General features: G+C 46.5%; 22 protein-coding genes and 2 tRNA genes. 18 read left to right on the top strand and 6 right to left on the bottom strand.

The window, feature by feature from the left end; translation table 11 throughout:
- Positions 1-218 precede the first annotated feature (218 nt).
- The 3 genes from BWI93_RS24330 (at position 219) to BWI93_RS24320 (ending at position 4,452) form a co-directional block, all read left to right on the top strand.
- The gene (locus BWI93_RS24330; protein WP_094816267.1) at positions 219-2,342 is read left to right on the top strand and encodes a SurA N-terminal domain-containing protein; all 2,124 of its coding nucleotides are present in this window, start codon (positions 219-221) and stop codon (positions 2,340-2,342) included.
- A 141-nt stretch (positions 2,343-2,483) separates the two neighbouring features.
- Positions 2,484-3,576, top strand: a protein-coding gene (gene prfB, locus BWI93_RS24325; protein WP_141217589.1) for a peptide chain release factor 2 whose coding sequence is annotated in 2 segments (ribosomal slippage) — positions 2,484-2,543 and positions 2,545-3,576 — 1,092 coding nt in all. Because the reading frame shifts where the segments join, the coding sequence is not laid out codon by codon here.
- A gap of 93 nt (positions 3,577-3,669) precedes the next feature.
- Complete coding sequence (locus BWI93_RS24320; protein ID WP_094816265.1) at positions 3,670-4,452, top strand: alpha/beta fold hydrolase; 783 nt, start codon at positions 3,670-3,672, stop codon at positions 4,450-4,452.
- Between the two features lie 449 nt (positions 4,453-4,901).
- Here BWI93_RS24320 and ruvB read toward each other — a convergent pair whose 3' ends face one another.
- The 3 genes from ruvB to BWI93_RS24305 all read right to left on the bottom strand — a co-directional run bounded on the left by ruvB (position 4,902) and on the right by BWI93_RS24305 (position 7,593).
- Complete coding sequence (gene ruvB / locus BWI93_RS24315) at positions 4,902-5,927, bottom strand: Holliday junction branch migration DNA helicase RuvB (protein WP_094816263.1); 1,026 nt, start codon at positions 5,925-5,927, stop codon at positions 4,902-4,904.
- Positions 5,928-6,041: 114 nt separating this feature from the next.
- Entirely contained in the window at positions 6,042-6,560 is a 519-nt protein-coding gene (locus BWI93_RS24310; RefSeq protein WP_094816261.1) for an HNH endonuclease, read from the bottom strand.
- A 103-nt stretch (positions 6,561-6,663) separates the two neighbouring features.
- On the bottom strand, positions 6,664-7,593 hold the full coding sequence (locus BWI93_RS24305) for an ATP-binding protein (protein WP_176454321.1): 930 nt from the start codon (positions 7,591-7,593) through the stop codon (positions 6,664-6,666).
- 386 nt (positions 7,594-7,979) lie between these two features.
- Here BWI93_RS24305 and BWI93_RS24300 point away from each other — a divergent pair, with 386 nt between their 5' ends.
- On the top strand, positions 7,980-10,208 hold the full coding sequence (locus BWI93_RS24300) for an ATP-binding protein (protein WP_094816257.1): 2,229 nt from the start codon (positions 7,980-7,982) through the stop codon (positions 10,206-10,208).
- Between the two features lie 11 nt (positions 10,209-10,219).
- Positions 10,220-10,642 carry a response regulator gene (locus tag BWI93_RS24295; RefSeq protein WP_094816255.1) on the top strand — a complete coding sequence of 141 codons (423 nt, stop codon included), beginning with the start codon at positions 10,220-10,222 and terminating at the stop codon, positions 10,640-10,642.
- A gap of 419 nt (positions 10,643-11,061) precedes the next feature.
- Here the strand turns inward: BWI93_RS24295 and BWI93_RS24290 are convergent.
- Positions 11,062-11,146, bottom strand: a tRNA-Leu gene (locus BWI93_RS24290).
- A 41-nt stretch (positions 11,147-11,187) separates the two neighbouring features.
- Positions 11,188-11,260: transfer RNA gene (locus tag BWI93_RS24285), tRNA-Gly, on the bottom strand.
- Between the two features lie 327 nt (positions 11,261-11,587).
- Between BWI93_RS24285 and BWI93_RS24280 the strand changes: the two genes are divergently transcribed.
- The 7 genes from BWI93_RS24280 to BWI93_RS24250 all read left to right on the top strand — a co-directional run bounded on the left by BWI93_RS24280 (position 11,588) and on the right by BWI93_RS24250 (position 18,482).
- On the top strand, positions 11,588-12,058 hold the full coding sequence (locus tag BWI93_RS24280) for a DUF4293 domain-containing protein (protein ID WP_141217588.1): 471 nt from the start codon (positions 11,588-11,590) through the stop codon (positions 12,056-12,058).
- Positions 12,059-12,267: 209 nt separating this feature from the next.
- Positions 12,268-14,193, top strand: coding sequence for an ATP-dependent DNA helicase RecQ (locus BWI93_RS24275; RefSeq protein ID WP_094816457.1), 1,926 nt, complete (start codon positions 12,268-12,270; stop codon positions 14,191-14,193).
- Positions 14,085-14,579: an HRDC domain-containing protein gene (locus tag BWI93_RS24270; RefSeq protein WP_369679216.1), complete on the top strand. Its 495-nt coding sequence runs from the start codon at positions 14,085-14,087 to the stop codon at positions 14,577-14,579. The genes BWI93_RS24275 and BWI93_RS24270 overlap by 109 nt, the downstream gene beginning before the upstream one ends.
- 137 nt (positions 14,580-14,716) lie before the next feature.
- A complete protein-coding gene (gene purD / locus BWI93_RS24265) occupies positions 14,717-15,994 on the top strand; it encodes a phosphoribosylamine--glycine ligase (protein ID WP_094816249.1) in 1,278 nt (425 codons plus the stop codon).
- Between the two features lie 89 nt (positions 15,995-16,083).
- Positions 16,084-17,277 carry a regulatory iron-sulfur-containing complex subunit RicT gene (locus BWI93_RS24260; RefSeq protein ID WP_094816247.1) on the top strand — a complete coding sequence of 398 codons (1,194 nt, stop codon included), beginning with the start codon at positions 16,084-16,086 and terminating at the stop codon, positions 17,275-17,277.
- Positions 17,278-17,320: 43 nt separating this feature from the next.
- Positions 17,321-17,782, top strand: coding sequence for a gliding motility lipoprotein GldH (locus BWI93_RS24255; protein ID WP_094816245.1), 462 nt, complete (start codon positions 17,321-17,323; stop codon positions 17,780-17,782).
- A 76-nt stretch (positions 17,783-17,858) separates the two neighbouring features.
- On the top strand, positions 17,859-18,482 hold the full coding sequence (locus BWI93_RS24250) for an LON peptidase substrate-binding domain-containing protein (RefSeq protein WP_094816243.1): 624 nt from the start codon (positions 17,859-17,861) through the stop codon (positions 18,480-18,482).
- Here BWI93_RS24250 and BWI93_RS24245 read toward each other — a convergent pair.
- The gene (locus BWI93_RS24245; protein ID WP_094816241.1) at positions 18,454-19,656 is read right to left on the bottom strand and encodes an AI-2E family transporter; all 1,203 of its coding nucleotides are present in this window, start codon (positions 19,654-19,656) and stop codon (positions 18,454-18,456) included. The genes BWI93_RS24250 and BWI93_RS24245 overlap by 29 nt on opposite strands.
- Before the next feature lie 145 nt (positions 19,657-19,801).
- Between BWI93_RS24245 and BWI93_RS24240 the strand changes: the two genes are divergently transcribed.
- The 6 genes from BWI93_RS24240 to BWI93_RS24215 all read left to right on the top strand — a co-directional run bounded on the left by BWI93_RS24240 (position 19,802) and on the right by BWI93_RS24215 (position 26,514).
- The gene (locus BWI93_RS24240) at positions 19,802-20,608 is read left to right on the top strand and encodes a hypothetical protein (protein WP_094816239.1); all 807 of its coding nucleotides are present in this window, start codon (positions 19,802-19,804) and stop codon (positions 20,606-20,608) included.
- Between the two features lie 110 nt (positions 20,609-20,718).
- A complete protein-coding gene (gene epsC, locus BWI93_RS24235) occupies positions 20,719-21,519 on the top strand; it encodes a serine O-acetyltransferase EpsC (RefSeq protein ID WP_141217586.1) in 801 nt (266 codons plus the stop codon).
- Positions 21,520-21,649: 130 nt separating this feature from the next.
- The gene (locus BWI93_RS24230; protein ID WP_094816237.1) at positions 21,650-22,879 is read left to right on the top strand and encodes an FtsW/RodA/SpoVE family cell cycle protein; all 1,230 of its coding nucleotides are present in this window, start codon (positions 21,650-21,652) and stop codon (positions 22,877-22,879) included.
- Between the two features lie 112 nt (positions 22,880-22,991).
- Positions 22,992-24,092, top strand: coding sequence for an undecaprenyldiphospho-muramoylpentapeptide beta-N-acetylglucosaminyltransferase (murG, locus tag BWI93_RS24225; protein ID WP_094816453.1), 1,101 nt, complete (start codon positions 22,992-22,994; stop codon positions 24,090-24,092).
- Positions 24,093-24,211: 119 nt separating this feature from the next.
- Positions 24,212-25,621, top strand: a complete 1,410-nt coding sequence (murC, locus tag BWI93_RS24220; protein ID WP_094816234.1) for a UDP-N-acetylmuramate--L-alanine ligase — start codon at positions 24,212-24,214, stop codon at positions 25,619-25,621.
- A gap of 86 nt (positions 25,622-25,707) precedes the next feature.
- A complete protein-coding gene (locus tag BWI93_RS24215; protein WP_094816231.1) occupies positions 25,708-26,514 on the top strand; it encodes a cell division protein FtsQ/DivIB in 807 nt (268 codons plus the stop codon).
- The last annotated feature ends 52 nt before the right edge of the window (positions 26,515-26,566 follow it).

Below are 26,566 nucleotides of genomic sequence, written 5' to 3'. Positions count from 1 at the left end.
TTTTACGCCTTTTCTACGCAACGCTTCTCAGAAATATCGTTTCGGTCGGGTGAAAATACAGCATGTATGTTGAATCTCTCCCATTCATTCCTGAAAAACCCGATGGGTCTCCGGCCTTACTTCGTAAATACAGGAATTAGTTTCCTGAAAAGCAGTCAGGATACGTTTGGGAATCACTAGAAAAAAACGTTAATTTGCGGTTCTAATAAAATGGTCGTATGGCTTTAGTTAACAAAATCAGAGAACGTTCAGGAATTGCAATTACCATTATTGCCATTGCCCTCATTCTATTTATTGTGGGCGGTGACCTCCTCGGATCGCGGGGACTTTTTGGTGGGAAAACTCAAAAAGTAGGCGAAATTGCCGGAAACAGTATTCTGGCCCAGGATTTCCAGAAAAAATTGGACCAGGCCCGCGTCGAGTACGAAGCTCAGTCAGGTCAGTCAGCCAATGATCAGGTGCTGGCCCAGCTCCGCGAGAAAGTCTGGAATGATCTGTTAATCGATTATGCGTACCAAAAAGAATTTGATGCCTTAGGACTGACGCTTTCCGATGAGGAAAAAACGGATATGTTCTTCGGTAAATATATTGACCCCGCTGTACGGCAGAGTTTCACGGATCCCCAAACGGGTATCTTCGACAAAAACCGCGTTCGTCAGCAACGGGAGCAAATCATGAAAATGCCCGCTGGTTCGATTCAGCAACTGGGCTGGCAGGCTTTCGTACGCGACATTCAGCGTCAACACCTGATGTCACGGTACGTGAACCTGATCCGTATGTCGAGCTATGTTACAACGGCTGAAGCGAAGAAAGATTACGAAGGACAAACGGCAAAAGTGGACGCTAAATACCTGTACGTACCCTTCTACTCCATTGCGGACTCTACCATTAAAGTGACCGATTCAGAGTTGAAAGACTACCTGAATGCTCACAAAGATGAATACAAAGGAGCCAATACGCGGAGCCTCGATTACGTAGCTTTCGGTGTTGTACCGTCAAAAGCAGATAGCGTAGCTTTGAAAAACACGCTGACTCAGCTGGCGAAAGATATGGCCAAGTCACCTAACGACTCGTCTTTCGCCCGGATGAACTCCGATGTACCGCATCCGTTGTACTGGAGCCTGCGTGACATGGACGATCAATTGAAAGAAGCCGTAAAAGGATTTTTCCCCGGTCAGATTGCGGGTCCTTTCCGTACCGACAATACCTATACCATTTATAAGTATACGGGTATGAAACGCGATTCGCTGTATACGGTTAAAGCTAGCCATATCCTGATTCGTCCTACGAATGAATCAGACTCAGCGAAAGCTTCTGCTCGGGTACGGGCTGAAAACATCCTGAAAGAACTGAAAGGTGGAGCGGATTTTGCCGCTATGGCTGCCCAGAATGGTTCAGATGGTACGGCTCAACGCGGTGGCGATCTGGGTTATTTCCAGAACAATGGCTCTATGGTGAAACCGTTTGAAACGGCCGTGTTCGGCTTCAACGGTACGGGTCTGCTTCCTAGCGTAGTTGAAACGGATTTTGGTTACCACATCATCAAAGTAACTGAAGCGAAGAACAACATGCAGTACCGCATTGTAGCTGTTTCGAAACAACTCGGGCCCAGCCAGGCTACCCGCGATGAGGTATACCGCAAAGCAGATGCGTTTGCTGCTGCTAATAAGTCGCTCGAAGATATAGAAGCGGCTACGAAGAAAGATAAATCGCTGGTATTGTTGAAAGCAAACCGTATTCCCGAAGGATCGACGAACCTGAACATGATGCAGAATGCTCAACCCGTCGTTCGTTGGGCGTTTGACGACAAAACGGACGTAGGTGATGTATCGCAGGTATTCGAAGTAAACGACGCCTACATTGTAGCTGCTCTGACGGGCAAAACTTCGGAAGATGAAGTGAAAGTAGATGATTTCCGCGATGAGCTGACGGCCAAAGTGCGAAACGAACGCAAAGCCGAAGAAATCATGAAGAAACTCGGTGGACTGGCTGGTGCCGGTACGCTGGAGTCTATCGCTCAGAAATACGGAGCCGGTGCCCTGGTAGAATCAGCCAACGATCTGACCCTGACCAGCGGTCTGCTGACTTCAGCAGGTGCCGATCCTACGGCTCTGGGTAAAGCATTTGGTATGAAACCCGGTCAGAAATCGAAGCCTTTCAAAGGTGAAGGTGGTGTATTCATCATGGAAACCCTGAAGAAAACGCCTGCTCCGGCAATCGCTGATTACGCTCAGTACAAAAACACCGCATTACAGATGGAGCTGCAACGTTCCGGTTACTTCGTGAACGAAGCCATTCGCGATAACGCGAAGGTGAAAGATTACCGGGCGAAATTCTTCTAGGAACAACCTTACGGATTTTAAAGTTAATAATCCGTATGTCGGATAACGAAAACCCGGCTTAGGCCGGGTTTTCGCTTTTATAAGAAAAACGATTATCATCAACCATAGCTTTTCGTCGGCAACGACGAACTTCCTAAGCATATGACACAAGACAAGTTGAAAGACTTGAAGGCCAGCATAGAGGCCTTGAGGGGGTACCTTTGACTACGATGGCAAAAAGTACCAAATTGAAGAATTAGAACAGAAAACACTCGATCCAGAATTCTGGAATGATCGCGACCGGGCGGAGAAAATCCTGCGGGAGATTCGGGGCCTTAAATTCTGGACGGAAGGTTTCGACCAGCTCAATCAACACTTGGGCGATACGGAAACCATGATGGAATTTCAGGAACTCGGCGAAGCCAGCGAAGCAGACGTGGAAGCCGAAGCAGCGAAGCTGGAAGCGAAGCTGGCCGAAATTGAATTCCGTAAAATGATGTCCGATGAAGGCGACAATATGGACGCTGTACTGGAAATCAACGCCGGAGCCGGTGGTACCGAATCGCAGGATTGGGCGAATATGTTGCTTCGCATGTATACAATGTGGGCTCAGAAAAACGGATTCAAGATCAATGTTGTTAACGTAGCCGATGGCGATGTTGCGGGTGTTAAATCAGCTACGCTCGAAATTCTGGGTGAGTATGCCTACGGCAATCTGAAAGCCGAAATTGGTGTGCACCGACTCGTACGGATTTCACCCTTTGATTCCAACGCCCGTCGCCATACTTCTTTTGCATCGGTATTTGCGTACCCGCTGGTAGACGACACCATTGAAATTGAAATCAATCCGGCGGACATTGATTGGGATACCTTCCGAAGTGGTGGAGCGGGTGGACAGAACGTGAACAAGGTGGAAACGGCCGTTCGTCTGAAACACAAACCTTCCGGGATTATCATCGAATGTCAGCAGGAACGTAGCCAGTTGCAGAATAAAGAAGTTGCCTTACGATTATTGAAATCGCGATTGTACCAGATGGAGCTGGAAAAACGTCTGGCTGCCAAAGCTGAATTGGATGCTACCAAACGTAAGATTGAATGGGGCAGTCAGATTCGTAGTTACGTACTGGACGATCGCCGGGTGAAAGATCACCGTACGGGTCACCAGACTTCCAATACCGACGCCGTTCTGGATGGGGAAATCAACGACTTCATCAAGGCGTATCTCATGTCGGACGTAAGTGAAGAACAGAGTTAATGAAAAGGGTACCAACAGGGTACCCTTTCTTATGCATTGATCATGCTCTTTTTTCGGGAGAATGCTTAGCGGCTTTTTTTATAGCCATCCACTATGTCACTGATTACCTATCATCGCTGGGGAAATGGGCCTGAGGTCTTGATTGCTTTTCATGGGATTGGGCAAAGTCATCAGGTTTACCAAAGCTGGGCCGAACAGCTGGGTACTCTTTATACCCTTTATGCTTTTGATCTTCCCTATCATGGAGCTAATGCAAGAACTTCTTCCGAAGCTTTTTCCAAAGCGGAATGGCAGGCTCAGTTCAACGATTTTCTGGATGATCAGTCGATCGAAAATTTCAGTATAGTCGGTTTTAGTATGGGGGGGCGTTTTGCCCTGGCTACGCTGGAAGGATTTGCCGCTCGTATACGTCACGTATTTTTGCTGGCTCCGGATGGCATTCGTGAAAACCCTTATTATAGATTAGCGGTGCATAACCCGTTAAGTCGTTTGATTTTCAAATACACGGTCTTCCATGTTTCCTGGCTCATGAAGCTGGCCGAATGGTTAGGGAAAGTCAAGCTGATTCATCCCAGTACCATGCGATTCGCTTTGTGGATGCTGGATTCTCCGGAAAAACGGACGCGGGTGTATCATTCCTGGATTGCCTTTCGTCACTTGCGTTTCTCGCAGGCATCGCTTGTGAATCTGCTCAATCAGCACGCGATACCGGTTCAATTTTTCATGGGTACGTTTGACCGCATGATGCCTCCTCCACTCGTTAGCCCTTTGTGCAAACAAGTGCCAACGGCAAGTCGGGTTGTATTACGATGCGGGCACAACCACCTGATTCAACATACAGCCGAATACTTACAACGCAAAAAGCTCCAGGCCTAGCCTGGAGCTTTGTATATATGCAAACAGAGTAGTTAACTTAAGAAGCGACGTCCGTCTTGATTTGATGAATAACTTTTCCAAACGTAGTCTGAATTCCTTCAATAGCTCCCATCACTAGGCACAGCGGAATCAGAATTGGTGAAAAAACTACCCATTGTAAGAGGCGGTAATGATTGAGCTTTTTCATTCTTGTATTGGTAGTTTTAGGTGGTTTCGGTGGTAAAAGCGATGCTTTATGCCTATAAATTTACAAAAAAACTTTTAGAAATTACGAGTAAATAATCTTCGTATTATCTAATTTTTTATGAATTATAGACAAGATGATCAAATTTAACTATTTATTGAATAAAACAAAAATTTCTTGAATTAATTCAATACACATTACTTTTTTCTTTTTCTACCACTTTCTTAGCTCAATACAATCTTTTTCTCACCACTTTCAATGTCTGTTAGAATAACTCCCCCGCCCGGTATTTAGGAATAATACCTAAATGGCTGTATGATTTTTCAGTAGCTTCTCTTCCACGAGACGTGCGTTTCAGATACCCTTCCTGAATCAAAAAGGGCTCATATACCTCCTCAATCGTCTCCGCTTCTTCGCCTACGGCTGTCGCAATGGTTGACAAACCTACGGGCCCGCCTTTGAACTTCTCGATAATGGTACTCAAAATTCGGTTATCCATATCATCGAGCCCGTTATGGTCAACGTCGAGGGCCGACAAAGCCATTTCGGCGATGGCTACCGTAATGGTTCCCCCCCCTTTTACCTGGGCAAAATCCCGCGTTCGACGTAACAGGTTATTGGCAATCCGTGGCGTCCCCCGACTCCGCCGGGCTATTTCGAAGGCAGCCGTGTCTTCTACGGGTGTCTTCAGAATAGCACACGAACGCTTGATAATTGAGGTCAGTAGTTTCGCATCGTAATACTCCAGCCGGGCGTTGATCCCAAATCGAGCCCGTAATGGTGAAGTCAGCAAACCCGCCCGCGTTGTGGCTCCAATCAAAGTAAAGGGGTTGAGTCCAATCTGAACGGTACGGGCGTTAGGCCCGGAATCCAGTAAAATGTCAATTTTATAATCTTCCATCGCCGAATACAGGTATTCTTCGACAATGGGATTCAGCCGGTGAATCTCATCAATAAACAGTACGTCGTGGGGCTGAAGATTAGTTAACAGCCCGGCCAGGTCGCTGGGCTTATCCAGAACAGGTCCGGATGTAATTTTAATACCGGCCCCTAACTCATTGGCAATAATGTTGGAAAGTGTTGTTTTCCCCAATCCCGGAGGACCGTGCAAGAGCACATGGTCAAGGGGTTCTGCCCGCATTTTAGCGGCAGAAACAAATATTTTCAGATTTTCAAGAATCTTCTCCTGCCCGGTGAAGTCACTAAAGCTCAAAGGCCGTAACGCCCGCTCCATCTCCCGGTCATCTCTCGTAAGCGTTTCTTTTTCGCCTTTCAAATAATCTTCCCGCATGCTCTGGTTCCTGTTTGATCGTCCACTTTCAAAAATACAAGTTTCGGCAACGAAAACCACCTACTACGACATACAGGAAGAAGGAAATACGGAATTTAAAAAAACGTAAGGCCTTTAGTCCGTCACCTTTCTTTCCTTACGGTTTAGAAAAGGCAGCCAGGTTTCATCAATCATACCCGAAAAATCCCGGATAAACATAATGAACGATGGCTTGAAGGGCCGCTGCCGCAGGGGCATTCCTGCTTCTTCGGGTGTAAAATCACCTTTCCGGGAATTACAGCGTTTGCAGGCCGTAGTGAGGTTGTCCCAGCTTGACTTACCACTTCTGGATTTCGGTAATACATGGTCGAGCGTCAGATCGTCGCTGGTTCCGCAGTATTGACAACGATGTCCATCCCGGCGGAAAATGTTTTGTCGCGTCAGCATTACGCCCCGATACGGCAAATACACGTACTTGTGCAGGCGAATGACCGTCGGCATGGGAAAAGACTGTGAAATGCTCCGTAGATTTTCCGTCTGAGATTCTGAAACCAGATCAGCCTTTTTGAGGTAGACGAGTAAAAAAGCTTTGGCGACTGAGCAAATCGTCAAGGCTGAGTAATCCTGATTCAGCACTAATACTTTTCTGCCCATGGTTTTGCGAGGGTTTTGACGCTAAGCAAGTTAGCTTTTTCTCAACAATAACGGAGCATTTGCAGAAAAATAATATACGCCTCTAAAAAGTAGTCTGGCGAGCCTAATTCAGCTGAACTTTCGAGGCTTCGGGCAGCGTAAGTGTAATGGTCGTACCCTCGCCTATCTGCGTTTGGGCCTGTATATTGCCCCGATGGCTTTCAACGATTTTCTGACTAATCGCCAGCCCCGCACCGCAGCCCGCTGTATTACGATTGAGTTGTTTGAAGAGCTGGAAAACGTCCGTTTGGTAAGCGGGGTCAAATCCCAGTCCGTTATCCTGCACGCGAATCTGTACCATGTTCTGTTCCGTTTCGGAAGTCTCTATCGCAATTTGCAGAGGCCGTTCCGGACTGCTGAATTTGACGGCGTTATCCAGCAACTGGTAAAACAAAGCCTGTAACGTGTCTGAGTGGCCCCAAACCACCGGTAATTTGGTAGCGGTCAGGATTTGGGCCGAAAGCCCGTTTTCTTCCTGAACTTTATGCCAGGATTTATTTAACACTTCGTTCAGATTGACGGGCCGCAACGTACGTCGCGTAGCGTGAGCGAAAGAAATATACAGTTGAATGGCGTCAAGCAGTTGCATGGCCTGATAACTGAGATCATTCGTGACCTGTAACAGCATCCGGCTATCGGGCGTAATCACATTTTGTGTATTTCCCCGAATCATATCAATATACAGTAAAATCTTCCGTAAAGGCTCCCGCAAATCGTGCGAGACAACTTTGCTCATCAGCGACCACTCTTCACTCAGTACGGATTTGGGAATTTCAACACGTTCGGCATACGTAAAGCGAATACTTTGCTCTTCCCGCGTGATTTCACACGTAATATCAATTTTTACTCCGTTCTGCGTTATCAATAAACCCCTGGCCGTCGGAGCAGATTGCTCGATCGCCTGCTCAATCCATTGAGCCGTTTCGGGGGTAAAGACGTTACGAATCGATTTTCCTACTAACGAAGCAGCCGAATAAGTAGTAAACTGAAGCAAGTGAAAACTACAGTCTACAAACGTTCCGTCTAAGGATACACTAAAGAAGCCAAGTGGCTTCCTGATCTCTGAAGAGTATATACGGCTGGAATTCATGTATGTGGCCGAGCCAACTACGCGTTTATATAGAAGTGGGTGACGGATATGTAGCCCGCAATATATCCGTTTTTCTACTGAATTATCTACTGAATCAGTGTTTTTAATAGACAAGGCGTGTGATCTTTTCTCTGTACTTCATACTAAGCAGATTCGGGCAACTCATTCCCAAAGGCTTGCCTTCTTCGTAACATTTCTGTTAATTTTGAAAACTCTAGCTTGTCAAATTCGTTACTTAAAAAGCCTTCTTCCGTTTTTAGAAAAGTGATTTGTTTATCCATTCTGAATAGATGCAAGAAATAGATATTCAAGCTTGTGACCGCGAACCCATCCGGCATTTAGGCAAAATTCAGGCCCATGGGTATTTACTTGCGGTAGATACTCAAACGTTCCAAATTCGTCAGTGCAGCAGTAATCTTTCTGCTTTCTATCCAGATACGTTATCACACGTGATTGGTCTCCCCCTGGAAGAACTGCAACTGGGCGATTTGTCAGGACGAGAAGTAACTCAGCTGATTCAGTTTGCGTTGAAACAAAGTTCACTGGAAACGTTAAATCCGTTCAGCGTTCGGTTACAGGAACGCGACTATCACCTGATTATTCAGCGGCAGGACGATATTTATCTGCTGGAATTTGAACCAAAAGACGAAGCTCTTTTTCCAAGCACGTTGCAAAACCTGGTAAGCCGGGTCATGACTAATCTTCAGCAGAGCAAGACGATCCAGGAGTTGCTGGAAAAAGTTGCTGCCGAGATCAGACTCATCACCCGGTATGATCGCGTAATGATTTATCGTTTCGATGAAGAATGGAACGGTGAGGTTGTCGCCGAAGCCAAGGATGCAAGCCTGGATCCCTTTCTGGGACTTCATTACCCCGCCTCTGATATTCCAAGTCAGGCCCGCGAACTCTATAAAATCAATCTGGTTCGTACGATTGTTGACGCAACAGAGCGGGCTGTATCGATTTATCCCACTACGGATAATCAGAGCGGAAATCCGCTGGATCTGACGCATTCGGTACTGCGGGCCGTATCGCCCGTTCACATCGAATACCTGAAAAATATGGGTGTTCGGTCCAGTATGAGCTTTTCCCTGCTGTACAAAGGAGAACTGTGGGGGCTAATTTCCTGTCACCATTACCAGGGACCGCGACTGGTTGACTATACCGCTCGTATGTCGGGAAAAGTCATCAGCCAGCTTCTTTCTGCGGCATTGGAGTTTCGCAAGGATGAAGAAGATCTGACCCTCGTCAATAAACTCTGGCGAAGCGAACAGACCCTGTTTGAACAAATGCAACGGGACTGGAACGTCGTACAGGGCCTAACCAAGATGGAAACCACCGCAATGGACATTACCTCGGCGGCGGGAATGGCTCTGTTGTACGAAGGGAAGCTGTATACGCTGGGTACTACGCCCAACGAAGCTTTTATCCGGCAATTGATTGAATGGCTGAAACACACGAAGATTGATACCATTTTCCACACGCATCAGCTGCCCCGACTTTTTGGTCCAGCCGAAGCAAATCGGGCAGAAGCTTCGGGCGTGATGGCTGTTGTGATTTCCCGGCAATTGGAAGAATACGTCATCTGGTTCAAGCCGGAAGTCATTCAACAGGTATCCTGGGGAGGTAATCCGGACGAAAAACCCGTAGTAGCCGAACCTGGTGGTCAGCTCCGCCTGAGTCCCCGTAAGAGTTTTGCCAAGTGGACTCAGATTGTACGCAGTACTTCTGAACTTTGGCGGCCCGCGGAGATCAATACAGCCCTGAAATTACGGGAAGACATTTTACAGATTCTTTCCCAACGGGCGAATCAGATTCGTATCCTGAACGAACAGCTCAAGCTGGCTTATGAGGAATTGGATACATTCAGTTATACGGTGTCCCATGACCTGCGAACGCCCTTGGCTTCCATCAAGACCTACGCAGAAGTACTTCTGATTGATTACTCGGATCGACTGGATGAGGAAATGTTACCCCTCTTTGAGAAAATTGTGTCCGCCAGTAATCGGATGGGAGACTTGATTCGGGAAATTCTTCATTACGCCCGAAGTGGACGAACAGAATTATCCGCTGAGCCTATTGAAATGCAGGAATTGCTCCATTCATTGAAAGATGAATTGCTTGTTAGCGAAAAAGGCACCCCCATTACCATTGAAATTCAAGAAACACCTTCCTTAAAAGGTGATAAAACGATGATTACGCAGGTATTCAGCAATTTGCTGTCTAACGCTATCAAGTATACACGTCCGGTAGCGAAGCCTCATATTGTCGTAAAGGGAGTAAAAAATGCCGATGAAATTATCTATTCAGTAACGGATAATGGAATTGGCATTGATATGAAACAAGGTGGTAAGGTTTTTGATTTATTCAAGCGGTTGGATAACGCCAGAAACTTTGAAGGGCATGGAGTAGGATTAGCCATTGTCAAACGGATCATGCAGCGTCACCACGGCAGAGTATGGTTTTACAGCGAACCCTTTAAAGAAACAACTTTTTACATAGCAGTCCCCATTCATTAATTAGCCCGGCCATGATAGATGTATTATATGTAGAAGATAACCCGGACGACGTTGATATTTTCAAGCGTGTAGTCGGCAAGATCGAGCAGCCGCCCAGTTATAAAGTATTAAACACCGGTACCGAAGCCGTAGACTACGTACTTCGTAGAGGTACGTATCACAATAAAGATACGTCAACGCCTAAAATGTTGCTGTTGGATTTAAATTTACCCGGCAACAATGGTTTCGAGGTATTACAGCAAATTCGTTCGCATACGCAGGGGCGTACATTACCGATCGTAGTATATAGCACGTCAGATAATCCAAAAGATATGCGGGAAGCTTTTGATTTAGGAGCGAATGCTTACCTGATTAAACCCGGTGGTTATCGGGAAGTAAGCGAAATGCTTCGTCGAGCTATTGATTTCTGGGTAGCTCAACAAGGTCATCAATAGAAGAAGCCGGACGCTAGTGTTCGGCTTTTCTGTTACTACCTTAATTAATTGGATAGGCTTATACTGATCCCAGTGATACATGCGGTGTTTTTTATGAAGGCTCTGAACTACTTACCTATTGTAGCATCACTTTTCTTACTTACAGGTACTTTACTTGTAATGTCTACACTCCTGTACATTTTCATTAAATGATATCATCCTCTTGGCGTTAACATTACTTATGTGGTTAAAATAAAAGCAGACTGTTTGCTCTTGTAAAACTTTTCTCTTCCCAGTAAAAACGCACTAACAGAAATGTCTCTGTAATCTATTAATAGATGGTTTTGCGTGACCAATTTTCTATTGGCAAATTTAAAAATCATACGAGCATCTAAAAGAGAAAACCCCTTGTAAGTTAGATACTTACAAGGGGTTTATTGTACCCGAGACGGGACTCGAACCCGTACAGGCATCACTGCCCAAAGGATTTTAAGTCCTTCGTGTCTACCATTCCACCACCCGGGCCTCCTACAAAAAAGGCTCCGACTTGCGGAGCCTTTTTGTCGAGCGAAAGACGGGGTTCGAACCCGCGACCTCGACCTTGGCAAGGTCGCGCTCTACCAGCTGAGCTACTTTCGCTTGTTAATTTGCCGTTTCCCTTACCGTTGGGACTGCAAACATACGAGCTAAAAAGGGGGTTTGTCAAGAGACGAGTCAAAAAAATCTTAAAAATTTTGTCTAAGGAATCAATATTCTAATCCATTCAGCCAATAAGACTCTCTAAATCAAAACTTTATCTTTATCTACTTTTTTGAACATTTTTCTATTTTTTTCTAGCTGCCTCCCTTGTGTGGTTTTCTATAGCCAGGCTTTACCTTTACATCTCGCTCCTGTAACTACCTGCCAGGATTGGTTACAGGGTTTTTGTCCGTTACTTTTGCTTTGTACATTTTATTTGATTTTTCTATGCTTCAGCGTCCTCAAACACTTTTTCTCGCATTAATCGTATTGTCGATGGCTTTGTATCTGGTCTTTCCTATCTGGCAAAAGTCAGTGGGCACCGAGACGGCCGTACTGGATGCCTATTCTCTCACATACACCAAAGGTGAAGCTACCACCGAAACAAGCACGCTGTACCTGGCGGGTTTAGCTCTGGTCTCTGCCGGATTAGCTCTGGTTTCTTTATTACAATATACCAACCGCCTGCGACAGATGATGTTGAACCTGATCAATACGCTCGTGATGGTGGCTTTACTGGGGTTATCTACGTACCTGTCCCACATACAGGCCAATGCTCAATTTGCACCACAGACTTCAGGTAGCTTCAAAGTAGGCTTTTTCGTTCTAGCCGTGGCTTTGCTGTCGAATGTAGCGGCAAACCGTTTCATCCGCATCGATGAAAAGAAAGTGAAAGATGCTTTTGAGCGGCTTCGGTAACTTAAAAAGTTCGCTTTTGCTTAGCGGAATAGCTACTTTTCGCGACGGTACAGCTTTTCCCGCAGGTGATTTGTATTTTTTGCCAGCAAATATTTTTGGTTCTGTACTGACTTTTTTTATTAATTTCAATTCTGATTCTGTCGCCAGACAAGATTTCCCCCTAATAGCATCTAACCATCGATTGATGTTGAAGAAAAGTATAAATGGCCATGCTCGCTGATCCGTCATTGAAGGATACCCTCAAGGCAAAATTGAAAGAGGTTTTCGGCTTCACTCAGTTTCGGGGTGAACAGGAAGACATTATCTGTAACCTTCTCGCAGGAAATCACACGTTCGTGATTATGCCTACCGGAGCCGGTAAGTCTATGTGCTACCAGCTTCCCGCCGTCGTAAGCGACGGCACAGCCGTGGTAATTTCCCCGTTGATTGCCCTGATGAAAAACCAGGTTGATCAACTGAATGCCGTTGGGGTGAATGCTCAGTTTTTAAACTCGACCCTTAGTAAATCAGAAATGACGCAAGTCAAGAAAGATGTACTGAATGGAGAAGTTAAATTATTATACGTCGCTCCTGAGTCGTTAACGAAAGAGGAAAACCTGGCATTCCTGCAAAAAGCAAAAATTTCATTCGTAGCCATTGATGAGGCCCACTGTATTTCGGAATGGGGCCATGATTTCCGTCCGGAATACCGTCGGATCCGTAGCATTGTGGAAACCATCAATCCGAGCTTACCACTGATTGCCCTTACCGCAACGGCCACACCGAAAGTACAGCAGGACATCATCAAGAACCTGCAAATGGAAGATGCGTCGGTTTACAAATCATCGTTTAACCGGAAGAACCTGTACTATGAGATTCGTCCGAAAACGAAAGATGTAAATCGTCAGTTGATTAAATACATCAAAAGTCAGACTGGCAAATCAGGCATTATCTATTGCCTGAGCCGTAAGACAGTTGAAGAAATAGCTGAGTTACTGAACGTAAATGGCGTTAAGGCCCTCCCCTATCACGCGGGTCTGGATCCGGCGACGCGTATGGGTAATCAGGACGCTTTTCTGAATGAAGAGGCCGAAGTGATCGTTGCAACGATTGCTTTTGGAATGGGTATCGATAAGCCCGACGTTCGTTTTGTGCTTCATTACGACGCTCCCAAATCACTGGAAGGGTATTATCAGGAAACGGGCCGGGCAGGCCGGGATGGGCTGGAAGGCAATTGTGTGATGTTTTACAGCTACGATGATATTGTCAAGCTGGATAAATTCAACAAGGACAAGCCCGTAACCGAACGCGATAATGCCAAGGCTTTGTTGATGGAGATGGTTAGCTATTCTAACCTGGGCGTATGTCGCCGTCGTCAGTTGCTGGGTTATTTCGGTGAGTACTTCGCCAAGGACTGCGGTTTTTGCGATAACTGTCTTAAGCCTACGCAGAAATTCAAAATGCAGGAGGAGGCCGAATGGATCCTCAAGGCTGTTCAGCAAACCGGAAACCGTTTCGATTGCCACCACATCGCAGACATTCTGTTAGGCATAGAAAATCCCTATGTACTGAGTCACAGCCACAACAAACTTGATGTATTCGGAAAGGGCAAGTACAAGGTGGGCTACGAAGCTGATACCGACGACGACGAACCCGAAGAGGAGGAAGACGAGGACGGTAATGTTATCACAAAGCCCAAGCCCAAGACCGTCGATAAAAAAGACGATGGCCTGCAGACGCCTGAATTCTGGCACTCGGTCATTAAACAGCTAACGATTTACGGTTTCCTGGATAAGGATATTGAGAATTACGGCACCCTGAAGCTGTCTGAAAAAGGGGCTCAGTTTCTGGAAGCTCCCTTCTCTTCTTCGTTTTCCAAGGATCACGATTATACCCAGCAGGGCGAAGACAAAGAAGAAGAAAAGGACGAGGTAAGCACGTCGGCCAAAGCTTACGACGAAGCCTTGTTTGAAATGCTGAAGAACCTTCGGAAGAAAATTGCGAAGGAAAAAATATCCCCCCCTACGTCATCTTCCAGGATCCGTCCATGGAAGAAATGGCAACCACTTATCCTTCCACCATTCAGGAGCTGGCTCAAATTACCGGCGTTGGAATGGGTAAAGCGGTCAAATTCGGGAAACAGTTCATTGAGCTGATCACCCGTTACGTAGAGGAAAATGAAATCGAAACGGCGACGGAAGTAGTCGTAAAAACGACGACGAACAAGTCGAAGGTTAAGATTTTTATCATTCAGCAAATTGACCGTAAGATTGATCTGGAGGAAATTGCCGAAGCCAAAAGTCTGGGCATGACGGAGCTCATTGAAGAAATTGAGCACATCTGTTATTCCGGTACTAAACTCAATCTGGATTATTACATCAATCAGGTGCTGGATGATGATCGTCAGGATGAAATCTACGAATATTTCATGCGAGCGGAAACTGATTCCATGGCCGTTGCCTTAAAAGAACTGGGCAACGAGTACTCGGAAGAAGAGCTTCGGCTGATGCGGATCAAGTTCCATAGTGAATTAGGTCACTAAGCCACGAGTCAGGGTAACTGTACCAGGGTTGGTGCAGTTACCCGCTTTTTTATTCGTACCTTTTTTCAATTATTTTCACTGTATACGCCCGTAAGGAGTTTAGGCTTCAGCCTGAGTGGGTATTTAAGAATTATCCGATGAATATTCTCATCGTAGGGTCTGGCGGCCGGGAACATGCGTTTGCCTGGAAAATTGCTCAGAGCCCTCTATGTCAACAGTTATTTGTAGCTCCCGGTAATGCCGGCACCGCTCAGCTGGCAACGAATTTACCGATTGGAGTCAATGACTTTGACGCAATTGCTACCGCTGTTCTTGAAAACCATATTTCACTCGTCATCGTCGGACCGGAGGAACCGCTGGTTCGTGGTATTCGGGATTATTTCGAAAGTCGCGAAGACCTGAAGAAAGTTTTGTTACTGGGACCGGATAGCCGTGGAGCTCAGTTAGAAGGATCGAAAGATTTTTCTAAAAACTTTATGGTTAAGCACCACATTCCTACGGCTGCTTCGCGTACGTTCGTGAAAGAAACCCTGGAGGACGGCCTGGAGTACATTACGCAGCAAGCCTTTCCGCTGGTACTGAAAGCCGACGGTCTGGCCGCAGGTAAGGGTGTAATCATTGCCGCTGACGTAGCCGAAGCTCAGCAAACCCTCCGGGAAATGCTGGTAGACGCGAAATTCGGGGATGCTTCTCAAAAAGTAGTAATTGAAGAGTACTTACACGGAATCGAATTATCGGTATTTGTGTTAACCGACGGGGTGAATTACCACATTTTGCCCGAAGCCAAAGATTACAAACGTATTGGCGAAGGCGATAGCGGACCCAATACGGGCGGCATGGGAGCGGTTTCACCCGTACCTTTTGCCGACGATGCTTTTCAAAAGAAAGTAGAAGAGCGAATTGTACGCCCAACACTTAACGGTTTGAAAGCGGAAGGCATTCGCTACGTTGGTTTTATTTTCATTGGCTTGATGAACGTAAAGGGCGATCCTTACGTCATTGAGTACAACTGCCGGATGGGTGACCCGGAAACAGAAGTTGTACTGCCCCGTATTGATTCAGACTTGCTGATGCTGCTCAAAGCCGCGGCTGAAGGCAAACTGAAATACGTAAATTTTGCTGTATCCAATAAGATGGCCGTTACTACCGTTGTGGTAGCCGGTGGCTATCCGGGAGAGTATGCCAAGGGTGACGTAATTCAATTGCCCGGTAAGCAGAATTATACGACCATTTTCCACGCCGGAACGAAACATTCCGAAACCGGAGAAGTGGTCACCAATGGAGGACGCGTCCTGGCCGTTACGGCTCTGGGGACGTCCATCCAAGAAGCCCGCCAGCGTTCACAAACGGCGGCAGCCGCTGTCCAGTACGAAGGCAAGTACTTCCGACGGGACATCGGCCTGGACCTTTTATAATTTTGGATGGTAGAATCATCGAATGAGTGACAGGCTCGTTATGAGCTGCGTTCAGGCTTCTATCATTCAAAAATTCTACATACAAAAAAATGGGATGTGCATCATGTGCAACGGGTGGCTGTGGAAGCATTCGTTCGAAAGATAAAGCAGGTGCCTCCGTATCCGGTTGTAAGAACAACGGAGCCTGCGGTACGGGTGGCTGTAATAAAATGAATGTGTTCGACTGGTTGTCGGATATGGAAGCTCCGGGATTAGGAATCCCGGTTCACCAGCGGAGTAATCTGGTGGAGGTAAAATTCAAAGGAGGCCGGAAGGAATATTTCCGTAATACGGCTCAACTTGAACTCTATACGGGCGATCCAGTAGTGGTAGAAATGCAGAGTGGTCATCACCTGGGTTTTGTCTCCTTACAAGGTGAGCTGGTACGGTTGCAAGTCGTGAAACGCGGGGTGAAAGATCCCGAAATTCGGCAGGTATACCGGAAAGCGACGGCCAAGGATCTGGAAAAACATGAGCAGACCATTGCCCGGGATTTACCGACGATGTACCGGGCTCGCGAAATCGTGAAGGAGTTGAAACTCAACATGAAACTATCAGACGTTGAGTTTCAGTCTGACGGCACCAAGGCAACCTTTTATTACTCTTCGGATGAACGCGTAGATTTCCGGGAGCTGATTAAGGTGCTGGCTAGTGAGTTTAAGGTCCGTATTGAGATGAAGCAGATCAGTCTGCGGCAGGAAGCAGCCCGTATCGGTGGTATTGGCGTCTGTGGTCGCGAATTGTGCTGCTCCACCTGGTTGACGGATTTCAAAAACGTAACCACTTCAGCAGCCCGTTACCAGAATCTTTCGCTGAATCCGGTGAAGCTATCCGGTCAGTGTGGTCGCTTGAAGTGTTGCCTGAATTACGAGCTGGAAACGTACATCGACGCCTTACGGGATATTCCAAGCCTGGAAGGTCCGCTGAAAGTACAGAAAGGCGATGCGAACCTGATTAAAACGGATATTTTCCGTAAGATCATGTGGTTTAGTTTCCGTGGCGATGACAACTGGTATCCGGTTGCCATTCCGCAGGTACTGAAAATTGTGGAAATGAATAAGCGGGGTGTCATTCCTCCTTCGTTCGAAGAACTGGAGATCATGCCCGTCATCGAAGCAAAAAACTCAGGCATTAATAGTGACCTGGTACGTATGGATAAGAAGTTTCAATCGCAAAATCGTCCTGCGTCAAAGAATAAGAAAAAACGGTCGGGCGGAGGCTCAAACCGTCCCCCTTCTAAATGATTTCGTTCCCGGAGGTCTCAATACCTCCGGGATTTTCATTCCTATGCGACTCTTTCTCTTTCTATGTTTTCTGGTTAGCCTAACGGCCTGTGATACGAATGCGGTATTCAAGGATAATATGGAACTGCCGGATGCCAAATGGCCGGTCAAAACCGTTCCTAGCTTTTCCTTTGAAATCAGCGATACTACCCGAACGTACAATCTGTATTATAACCTGCGAAATACGAAGTCGTACCCGTATTACAACCTTTACGTTACCCGTACGCTGTTAGGGCCGGATGGCAAAACCATCGAACGAAAACTGGATGAGCTCATTTTAGCCAATGCTACCACGGGTAAACCAACCGGTAACGGCCTGGGCGACATCTACGATCATAAATTTCTGGTCGTAAAAAATTACCGTTTCGCCAAAGCAGGTACTTACACCTTCAAAGTGGAACAGTACATGCGTCAGGATCCATTACCGGAAATTCAGACGGTAGGTCTTACCGTTGAACGGAATTAGCTCTTCTCCAAAGCGGAGCTAGCGTTGTATTTGGATAGTTCAGGCGAGTCTTTCCACCCCACTTCGATACAGATCTATGGATTTCCTGCCTTTGTTTCCGCTCAACCTGGTAGCTTTTCCGGGGGAAAAATTGAACCTCCACATTTTCGAGCCCCGCTATATTCAGCTGATTACGGAGTGTTTGGAAGCAGATACACCCTTTGGTATTCCTGTATATATGCCAAATCAGCAGATGGATTTTGGTACTTCCCTACGCGTACTTGAAGTATCCCAACGTTACGATGATGGCCGGATGGACATACGGACGGAAGGGCTGCAAATTTTTCGTCTGCTGAGTTTTATCAACCCCGTAGAAAGAAAGTTATACGCCGGCGGCCAGATAGCCTACCAGGAGCATGAATCCAGTACCGAACTGCTGCCGGGCTTACTGGACCATCTCAAAAAACTGTATCAGCATTTACAAACAAACGTAGAGTTTAACGAGCGATCCGAGAACTTTTCGTACCAGATCGCTCATAAAATTGGCTTGTCGCTTGAGGAGGAATACGAGTTATTACAAATTCCACAAGAACTGGAACGGCAACGTTTTATCTCCCGCCATTTGAATCGAATTATGCCCGTTATTCAGGAACTGGAAAAAACGAAAGAGCGAATTCGTCTCAACGGGCATTTCAGGAATTTTGATCCCTTAAACTTCTAGCTTCGGTCTGATTCTGAGGCTGTTCTTCGTTGGCCAAAGCTTCTTCCACTTTCCGTTTTCGTTTGGTTAGCGTATCAAGCTTGGGCAACTTACTACTTGATTTTACAACCGCTCCCTTACTGTACTCGGGATCGCCGAGCAGGAACCCGTACGGTTTAAGTCCATCGACATTATCACAAATCACTTTCACAATAGCAGTCACGGGCAGGGCCAGTACCAGTCCTGATATTCCCCACAACTGTCCACCCAGAATCAACACAACCATCGCCGCTAGCGGGTTAACGCTTACCTTTGAGCCGACAACATAAGGTGTAATGAAGTTCCCTTCCAGAATCTGAACGAAACTGAATACGCCGATTACTCCGACGGCATACATGGGTGAATCTTTCGTAACCAGAGCGTAAATGGTAGGTAACAGCGACCCAATCAGAATACCGATGTAGGGTACCAGCAGTAAGACTGCTGCCAGCGTTCCGAAAAACCAGGCGTAGTCGATACCCAGAATCAGTAATCCGGTTGTATTCAAGCAGGCTACAATGCCAATTACCAATACCAACCCCGCCAAATAACCCTGTACAACGACGTAAATTTTACTCAGCACGTCATCCAGACGCGAACGTTTGGTTTTCGAAAACAGCTTATAAACAAAGCTTCGGAAAAAGTCCCGGTACAAGAGGATGAAGAATACAAATAAGGGAATCAACGACAAGTCAGCCAGTGTAGACGTGGTAGACGACAGGAAAGTAGTAATGTAACTGCCGCTATTGTGTAAAACGTCGTTGGTAATGCGTTTGATTTCCGTGTTCTGACGGGTTTTATCCAGGCCCAACTGATCATTGGCCATTTCCTGAGCCCGATCCAGAACGGCATTCATTTTATTCTGAAATTTGGGAAAATCGTCGGAGAAATTAGCCATTTGCATGGATACAACCCAGCCAATGCCTACCAAAACGCCGATCAGAACGACCAGACAAACGAAGATGGCAGCTACTCGCGGAAATTTCCACCGCTCCAGTTTCCGGCACAGGGGAAATAGTAACATCGCCAGTAGAAGCGAAAAAAGTAGCAAGGTTACCACTCCCTGCAGAGCGTATAAGCCGTAAATGATGAGCAATACGCAAATGAGTATCGCGGCCAGTCGGACGGGATAGGGCAAAGTAGGTTCTGGAGTCATGGGGCGGGGATTTCCTTGTAAATAAATGGTTGACGGAATGACGATGGATTCGTGACTTTTGGGGTGTACTATTCAACTTGATTAGAACGAATTTTACGGAATGCTTACTAAACTATTCCTTTTGCTATTTGAAATACAAACCAGTTTGTGTTCTTGCCAGCCCGACATTTATCGTCAGGGCTTTCACCGGGCCAAACCTCAGTACCGGATTGAGAAAACGGGACAAATGCCTACCGTAGCCAATGAAAATTCGGGTTTGGCGACGGCTTCGGCAACACCTACCTTCTGGACGCACAATGACTCGGGTGGCAGACCAGAACTCTACGAAATCGACGTCTCCGGCCATTTGCTTACTACCTGGTCGCTGCCACAACTTATGAACAAGGACTGGGAGGAACTTAGTCGGGACGATCGGGGTCATCTGTACATTGGCGATATCGGCAATAATACGAACACCCGGCAGGATTTATGCATTTATCAGGTCTCGCTATCCAGCGATTCATCGGCTTCTTTACCTAAGAAAATAACATACCATTACGAGGATCAGCGAGCGTTTCCTCCTGAACGTTCACGCAAGAATTTTGACTGTGAAGCGTTCTTCTATGCTCAGGACAGTCTCTTTTTGTTTTCAAAAAACTGGGGTCATAAAACAGCCACTTTGTATACTATTCCGGCCCGGGAAGGACACCATACGGCCATTCGAAAAGATAGTATTCGTTTGAACGGCATGATTACCGCTGCTGACATCAGTCCTGACCGGCAAAGCTTTGCCCTATTGACGTACGGAAAAGTCTTTTTCTTTGGGATTGAGCACGGGCAGATTAACTTTAAGCATCCAATTTCTTGCCTGAAAGTGGGTCGTGGACAGGTAGAAGGGCTCGTTTTTATCAGCAATACGGAGCTACTGCTCACCAATGAAAAAGGAAAAATATATAAAATAAGCAGACGCTAGGGAACCTATTCCTCCGTTTGGGCAATAGTAGAGACAGCTCTAAACGTATTATTAAGTATACGTTTGCCTGAACTACGGATTGCATACCGATCTTATAAACCACTCGTTGCATGTTGCCACGCCCCTTTCTGGAAAGTTTGTATGAAGCCCATACGACTACGGAATATTTTCCAGCGACTTCTTCCGTAGCTCGTTTGGTTACTAGACTGGTTCTGCTTTTATTTCCCGAACAAACCAAGAAACACTACGATTCCGTAGAGAAACTCGGAGCCGCATTCGATCGGATTGAACAGGATTTAGGTGAGCTTTTACAGTCCATGCAAAGGCATCTACCTCAGGACGCTACGCAGATTGCCTCGCAGTTTGTCAACCAGATTCCTGAGATCTATCACTTACTCCGTAGCGATGTAGCGGCCATCATGGCGGGCGACCCGGCTGCTACTTCCGAGTACGAAGTGGTACGAGCCTACCCGGGTTTCTATGCAGTTGCTTTTTATCGGATTGCTCACGCTTTTTATGATCTGGGTATTCCGCTGTTACCCCGGGTACTGACGGAGTTTGCTCATTCCCGTACGGGCATTGATATTCATCCCGCCGCTGAAATTGACGAACATCTTTTCATCGACCACGGCACGGGTATTGTTATTGGAGAAACCACCAGTATTGGCAAACACGTAAAACTCTATCAGGGCGTTACCTTGGGAGCTTTAAGTGTGAATAAAGAACTGGCTTCGCAAAAGCGGCATCCAACGGTAGAAGATCACGTCGTCATTTATTCCGGAGCGACTATTCTAGGGGGTGAAACCGTCATTGGTCATCATAGCATTGTCGGCGGGAACGTGTGGCTCGTACACAGCATTCGGCCTTATACCAAGATCTATCATCAGGAGCAGGTTTTAATTAAAGAATAGCCGAAGTCCTGATAATGACGATGCTCCGAAAAAAAGTCGGAGCATTTTTTATTGATTTTATTTTGTATTTCCAAATGTAAATAATTTACATTTGTAAACGTAATTATCGTTCATCCTTCCTTTTTTCTTTATGACCCTCGAACGACTCCGTACCTTTTTTCGTCTGGAAGGTGATCGTACCATCTGGAATATTGTCTTAGCTCTGCTTGCCATTGGTTTGATTGTGGTTTTTTCGGCTCGGGGTACGTATCAATTCCACGATTTGCCTGATACAGGGTCGTTCTTGTTTAAACACATTCGGGACTTAACTTTTTGTCTCTTCATCATCATCGTTTGTCACCGACTGCCTTTTAAGAGTTATGCCAGTTTATCCCGGTATTTGCTCATGCTGTCGGTACTGCTGCTGATTCTGGTTCAGGTACTAGGCGTAGAAAGTGGCGGAGCGAAACGGGCTTTACCGATTCCATTCTTTTCCGGTTTTATGCCTTCTGATTTGGCCAAGTTTGCATTGATTGCGAACCTGGCTGCCATGTTGGCGAAACGGCTCAAGGCTAATTACAGTGATCCACTGGTTTTCGTACCGCCCATTTTCTGGTGCGGTTTTCTGGGTTTTCTGCTGGCTTTAAACTCCGGAAGTGCGGCTTTACTACTAATGGCTCCGTGCTGGTTACTGATGTTTATTGGTCAGGTGCCCATTCGCTATCTGGTATATCTGACGCTGGCAGGCTCGCTGGCCTTTGCAATTGCGTATGCCTTTGGGTCACGGGGAACCACTTGGGAAGGCCGTTTTAGCCGTCCGACCAACGTTATTTCACAAGTCATTCAGAAAGTACGTCCCCCCGAGCGGCTAACGCCGGAAGATCGTCGGATTGATTCGCAGGAAGAGTACAGTTTAGTAGCCGTAGCTTCCGGAGACTGGATTGGTCGGGGCCCCGGAAATAGTTTACAGCGAAATTTCATGACCCAGGCTTATTCCGATTTTGCCTACGCTATTCTGATTGAAGAGTGGGGTTTCGTTGGAGGCGTCTTTACCCTGGTTCTATACCTTTGGTTGCTATACCGTAGTGTTCGTTTCGTAGCCTTCCGGCGACTGAAAAAGGCTGAAATTCAGAGTGGTCAGGCTTTTGGTTATTTCCTGGCAGCAGGACTGGCTTTTAGTCTGGTACTGCAAGCCTTGGTTCACATGGCGGTTTCGGTACAACTCATTCCCGTAACGGGTCAGACGCTTCCGCTCATCAGTTGGGGTGGTTCTTCACTCCTCTTTACGGGAGTTTCGATTGGAGCCATTTTAAGCGTTAGTCGGGAAGCCGCTGAAACTCAACCTGCTGAACCGCGGGAAGAAGCTGCCATGGCTGCATAATTTTTATTGACTTCTCAGCCGCCACGTTGTTTTTTTGCGAAATTATTTTCCAGAATCTGGGAAAGAAATCGCTGAATACGGATTCTATTACGTTAAAAAGCTTTTAAACGACGTGTCAAAACGCATTATCATAAGCGGCGGTGGAACGGGCGGACATATTTTTCCGGCTATTGCCATTGCCAATGCTCTCAAGGCGAAAGATCCTCAAACGGAGATTCTTTTTGTCGGGGCAAACGGCCGTATGGAAATGGAAAAAGTCCCTCAGGCGGGTTATCCCATTTTCGGACTCGATATTGCGGGTATCAATCGATCCAATCTTTTAGCGAATCTTAGTTTTCCCGTCAAACTAACGAAAAGCCTCTGGGCCGCTCGGAAAGTAATTCGGGATTTCAAACCCGACGCAGCCGTCGGTGTCGGTGGATACGCCAGCGGTCCACTGTTGCTTATGGCCGGGATGAACGGCGTACCGTATCTCATTCAGGAACAAAATTCCTACGCTGGCATTACCAATAAGTTTTTAGCTCAGAATGCCCGGAAAATCTGCGTAGCCTATCCGGATATGCAGGCGTTTTTTCCCACCGAAAAAGTAGTCATGACGGGCAATCCCGTCCGGAGTGACATCGGAAGTGTTTCAGCAACTGATCCCAACGTTTGGGAATATTTTAAAGGCTTATCGCCCGATGTACCTACGTTACTCGTTATTGGAGGTAGTCAGGGAGCCCGTACCATCAACGAAAGTATCGATGCCGGACTCGAACAACTGCTTGCATCGGGTTATCAGATTATCTGGCAAACCGGTAAGCTATACATCGACAAGGCTCGTCAACGGGTAGCTGCCCTGCATTCGAATCGGATCTGGGTATCGGATTTCATCAACCAGATGCCTTATGCCTACGCAGCAGCCAGTGTGGTGATTTCCCGAGCCGGTGCTTTATCGATTTCAGAACTGTGTCTGGTGGGTAAGCCCTCCATCTTTGTACCGCTACCTACGGCGGCTGAAGACCATCAAACCAAGAATGCATTGGCTCTGGTACGCGAAGAGGCCGGATTACTGGTAAAAGATACCGAAGCCCGGGAAAAGCTGATCCCGACTACGCTGGAATTATTCAAGAGTAAGGAAGTACAGCATAGCATGGGCCAACAAATCAGGCAACTCGCTAAGCCTCAGGCCGCTCAACAGATTGCCGAGGAAGTCTGGAAGCTGACGCAATAATCATATTTATTATTTTTTTCTTTTGATTATCAGTAGTTTATACGTTTAGTCACGGATTTCCGAAAACAAAACGCAACGCTTGTAGTCTCTTTTTAAAAGCTTTCTATTCTGTTTATTGCATGGTACCAGTCAAACCCATTCGTTCGTATAAGTCTGTTTATTTCCTGGGTATTGGAGGAATAGGAATGAGTGCCATTGCTCGTTGGTTTCACGTCAACGGGTACGCAGTGGCGGGTTATGATAAAACGGCTACCACGCTAACCAATGCGTTACAGGCCGAAGGAATTGCGATTCATTTTACCGATGCTCTGGAAGAGATTCCAGAAGCCTATCAGAACCCTGAAGAAACGCTAGTCGTACTGACTCCAGCTATTCCGAAAGACCATACGGAATGGGCTTATTTTCGGGAAAAAGGGTTTCGCATTCTGAAACGCTCGCAGGTACTGGGTTTACTCACGGAAGAAATGTTTCTGATTGCCGTAGCGGGTACGCACGGCAAAACGACCACTTCGTCTATGGTTGCTCATATCCTTAAACACAGTGGACGGAATGTAGCGGCCTTTCTGGGCGGTATTACGCAGAACTATCAAACGAATTTTCTGCTGAACGAGCCCGCCGAAAACCTGCGTGAAGTATTATGTGTGGTAGAAGCCGACGAATTTGACCGTAGTTTTCTGACTCTGCATCCCGACCTGGCTATTGTCACTTCGACCGATGCCGATCACCTGGATATCTATGGTTCGGGCGACGAAGTACTCAAGTCATTCGGGGATTTTGTTAGTCAGATTAGGACGGAAGGCGTACTGTTTCTTAAAAATGGTTTGTCTTTAAACAATCAGACCAGAGCTGAAGTTCGTACGTATGGTTTTGAGTCAGGGATGTATCACGTTGAAAACTGCCGCATTGCTGACGCCCGTTTTAAATTTGATCTGGTTTATCCGGGTGGATTTTGCGAGGATATTACGCTGGTAGTCCCTGGTTTTCATAATGCTGAAAATGCGGTTGCGGCCTTTGCAGTTTGTCTGCAGGCAGGTCTTTCACCGCAGGAAATTCGGGCCGGATTGAATTCGTATCGAGGCGTAAAACGTCGGTTTGAATATCATCTGGAACTTCCGGAAACGGTCTATATTGATGACTATGCCCATCACCCAACGGAGATCGAGGCTTTTCTCAAATCGGTAAAAGCGTTGTATCCGAATCGGCATGTAACGGCTATTTTCCAGCCTCACCTGTTCACGCGAACCCGCGATTTTCAGGAAGGTTTTGCCGAATCGCTGTCGCTGGCAGATCGGGCTATTGTACTTGATATTTATCCAGCCCGCGAGTTACCGATTCCCGGTATTACTGCTGCTGTGATTTTCGATAAGGTCACTAGTGAAGACAAAATTCAGTGTACAAAGGATGAAGTACTGAATTTGGTGAACGGCCTGCCACTCGATATCGTCGTAACCATTGGAGCCGGTGACATTGATACGTTGATCACTCCATTGCGGGAGTTAGTCCAAGTGAAAGTAGGAAGGAAACTATAGTTTTCTTTGTGAAATAGATTAGGAAAAATCAGTATAGACTTTCCTAATTACCATAGAATAAATTTTGAAACTCAGGCCCTAAGGACTTGGAGAAGTTTTCTATCTTTCGGTTAAGAAACTGGGTAAAGGTCGTCCTGGGAGTCCTGGTAGTCGGCCTTTTGGTAGCTTTTGCCGAGAACTGGTACGCTTCCCAGCCCTGTGAAAAAGTAACGATTACGCTCAATGAAGGCAGCAAGGAAACGCCTTTGTTGTCGTCACAGGACATTAAGAATCTGCTATCGGAATTCGGCAGAAAGCCTCTGGAAGGAAAGTCGTTTGAAACGATTGATCTGAGCTTTCTGGAAAGTCGGGTGAAGTCGAGTCCCCTGGTAAAAGATTGTCAGATTGCCCGGAATTTACGGGGTTGGCTGGAAGTACATGTACAGACCCATCGTCCCATTGCCCGGCTTATTCAAACCGATTTACCTGATAACGGGTTAGATCGATATTTAAACGAAGAAGGTCGGTTTATGCCGCTTTCGGAGCGGTATACGGCTCGGGTAATGCTGCTTTCGGGTCCGTATTTTGAACGGAAAAATCATCTGAGAGCCCGACAGGATACGTCTTTATTTCATTTAATTGAGGCGATTCAAACGGACTCGCTCTGGCGGGCTCAGCTCGAATGGATGGAAGTAGATGCGGCGGGAAATATTATCCTCTGGCCTCAGGTAGGCGATACGGCTATCGAATACGGTCCGGCCATTGCCCGCGATGTAAAGTTTCAGAAGATAAACTTATTCTTCCGGGAAATTTTACCCTTGAGGGGTTGGAAAAGTTTTTCGAAAGTAAGCGTTCGTTATAAAAACCAGTTGGTTTGCACGAAAACGGATACCTTACTGGCTCTTCGTCCGTAAAGGTTTTTTTAAAAGGAAGAATGTCAGCTTACAAGGCATCCTATACTCAAGT

The organism is Siphonobacter sp. BAB-5385, from assembly GCF_002261125.1.
Classification (GTDB): domain Bacteria; phylum Bacteroidota; class Bacteroidia; order Cytophagales; family Spirosomataceae; genus Siphonobacter.
The sequence above is the reverse complement of the archived record's forward strand: the minus strand, read 5'-3'. Positions and strand labels throughout refer to the sequence as shown.

Excerpts from the sequence above, each read along its gene's own strand:
- BWI93_RS24330 (WP_094816267.1), top strand. The coding sequence starts at position 219 with ATGGCTTTAGTTAACAAAATCAGAGAACGTTCAGGAATTGCAATTACC.
- BWI93_RS24320 (WP_094816265.1), top strand. The coding sequence starts at position 3,670 with ATGTCACTGATTACCTATCATCGCTGGGGAAATGGGCCTGAGGTCTTG.
- ruvB (WP_094816263.1), bottom strand. The coding sequence starts at position 5,927 with ATGCGGGAAGATTATTTGAAAGGCGAAAAAGAAACGCTTACGAGAGAT.
- BWI93_RS24310 (WP_094816261.1), bottom strand. The coding sequence starts at position 6,560 with ATGGGCAGAAAAGTATTAGTGCTGAATCAGGATTACTCAGCCTTGACG.
- BWI93_RS24300 (WP_094816257.1), top strand. The coding sequence starts at position 7,980 with ATGCAAGAAATAGATATTCAAGCTTGTGACCGCGAACCCATCCGGCAT.
- BWI93_RS24295 (WP_094816255.1), top strand. The coding sequence starts at position 10,220 with ATGATAGATGTATTATATGTAGAAGATAACCCGGACGACGTTGATATT.
- BWI93_RS24280 (WP_141217588.1), top strand. The coding sequence starts at position 11,588 with ATGCTTCAGCGTCCTCAAACACTTTTTCTCGCATTAATCGTATTGTCG.
- BWI93_RS24275 (WP_094816457.1), top strand. The coding sequence starts at position 12,268 with ATGCTCGCTGATCCGTCATTGAAGGATACCCTCAAGGCAAAATTGAAA.
- BWI93_RS24270 (WP_369679216.1), top strand. The coding sequence starts at position 14,085 with ATGGAAGAAATGGCAACCACTTATCCTTCCACCATTCAGGAGCTGGCT.
- purD (WP_094816249.1), top strand. The coding sequence starts at position 14,717 with ATGAATATTCTCATCGTAGGGTCTGGCGGCCGGGAACATGCGTTTGCC.
- BWI93_RS24260 (WP_094816247.1), top strand. The coding sequence starts at position 16,084 with ATGGGATGTGCATCATGTGCAACGGGTGGCTGTGGAAGCATTCGTTCG.
- BWI93_RS24255 (WP_094816245.1), top strand. The coding sequence starts at position 17,321 with ATGCGACTCTTTCTCTTTCTATGTTTTCTGGTTAGCCTAACGGCCTGT.
- BWI93_RS24250 (WP_094816243.1), top strand. The coding sequence starts at position 17,859 with ATGGATTTCCTGCCTTTGTTTCCGCTCAACCTGGTAGCTTTTCCGGGG.
- BWI93_RS24245 (WP_094816241.1), bottom strand. The coding sequence starts at position 19,656 with ATGACTCCAGAACCTACTTTGCCCTATCCCGTCCGACTGGCCGCGATA.
- epsC (WP_141217586.1), top strand. The coding sequence starts at position 20,719 with ATGTTGCCACGCCCCTTTCTGGAAAGTTTGTATGAAGCCCATACGACT.
- BWI93_RS24230 (WP_094816237.1), top strand. The coding sequence starts at position 21,650 with ATGACCCTCGAACGACTCCGTACCTTTTTTCGTCTGGAAGGTGATCGT.
- murC (WP_094816234.1), top strand. The coding sequence starts at position 24,212 with ATGGTACCAGTCAAACCCATTCGTTCGTATAAGTCTGTTTATTTCCTG.